Origin of the sequence: Myxosarcina sp. GI1, from assembly GCF_000756305.1 — a bacterium.
In the GTDB taxonomy this organism is placed as follows: domain Bacteria; phylum Cyanobacteriota; class Cyanobacteriia; order Cyanobacteriales; family Xenococcaceae; genus Myxosarcina.
On the sequence record NZ_JRFE01000075.1, the window covers coordinates 1 to 1,480 of the forward strand.

At 40.3% G+C, this 1,480-nt stretch carries 2 protein-coding genes; both read right to left on the minus strand.

Going from position 1 to position 1,480, the window contains the following annotated elements:
* A partial coding sequence (locus KV40_RS32900) for a response regulator transcription factor (RefSeq protein ID WP_156114301.1) occupies window positions 1-737 on the minus strand: 737 nt, incomplete at its 3' end.
* A gap of 56 nt (window positions 738-793) precedes the next feature.
* Window positions 794-1,255 (minus strand): four helix bundle protein, encoded by a 462-nt coding sequence (locus KV40_RS31660; protein ID WP_081942925.1) that lies wholly within the window; start codon window positions 1,253-1,255, stop codon window positions 794-796.
* Between the last annotated feature and the right edge of the window lie 225 nt (window positions 1,256-1,480).

Sequence of the window (1,480 nt, forward strand, 5' to 3'; positions counted from 1 at the left end):
GTATTTCTTCTTAAATATTCTCGTTGGGTTTCTCCGACCACTCTCTTGAGTTTTGTGGGTAAGGTATTTAATTGACCCTCGAACTTAATTGCATTGGGAATCTCAATCAGTTTGAGTTCGAGCTTGGTAATTGCCAGAGATTCGAGAACTTTTTTAGCTGTAGTGTCAAGTTTTGATTCGCTTCTCCATTTTGAGATTATTTCTTTAGCCAGACAAAGCTCCCAAGTCTCGAACCAGGATTGTTCTCGTTCGTTTGACAGTAATGAAATTTGCTGAAAATAAGATTTTTTTCCCTCGACTGAATGGTTGCTTTCTTGAATTATCGGGACAATTTCAGGACTAAAATAAACATTGTCTCGATTAACCGCCATTATTGCTGGTATCAGGTCGAATTCAAGGCTATCCTTTTTAAGATATCCAGAAGCTCCAGCTTTTAATGCCGATGCTATTCGCTCGTATTCCACACTGGCACTTACAAAAATTATTTTCACGTTGGGATAAGCTTCGACTAACTGCTTGGCAGTTTCCAATCCATCCATAACAGGCATAACCGAATCTAAAATTGCTACGTCTGGCATCAAAGCTTCGACTTGCTCTAAAACCTCTCTGCCATTGCTAACAACACCTACTATGGAAATCGCTGGTGACTGTTCGATCGCTTTCTCTAGTCCATACCGAAACACCTGCTGGTCTTCGGCAATCAATACCTTAATTTTTGGGGGTTTATCCTCGTTCATGATTTGATTTTAAGTTTGTTAAATAACGTGATTGCTGTAGACACAGCTATTAGCTTTTAGCTCTTAGCTCTTAGCTTTCGCTCGAAAGCATTTAACATTCGATTTATTTCAAGAATTTTTTGCTCTAGAAGACTAAACTTGTCTTCAGATACATAACCTAAATCTTTTGCCAAAATTAATTGGCAACGAGCGCAGGGCGTACGCGCCCATGTCGTCGTCTTCGACGACTTTCCAAGCTTTGCTTGGTGCAATGCACTTCCCTGAGCAATTGAAACAAACCGAGCAAATTCTTTATCACTGTTTCTGCCACACCCCTCTGCTAAATTTGACTCAATCGAAATGGAAGCTCTCCGTAGCTGACTGGTCAAACCAAACTTTTCTTCAGAAGGAAAATCCTTGGTTATTTTATAGATGTCTATAGTAAAAGCATGAGCGCAGTCTGGAGACTGCCGCCGTTCGGAGAACGTCGGATCGGCGTATGCCGATCGCCAGACTTGTAAATTGGTGAAGTTTTGCATTTGCTTATATTCTAAAACAGCTAAGAGCTAAGAGCTAAGAGCTAAAAGCTTTTCTCAACTAAATACCCAGCGATAGATGCCCAGAAGATCGACTCCCAAAAAGACCGAAGCTGAATAAATAATCATAGTTTTGTCTTTCGCTAGCAATGAAGCAACCAGCAATTGACTAGAACTCATTGCCAAACCAACAAATCCAAACTTGCTATAAGAAATGTTCGAGGCTAA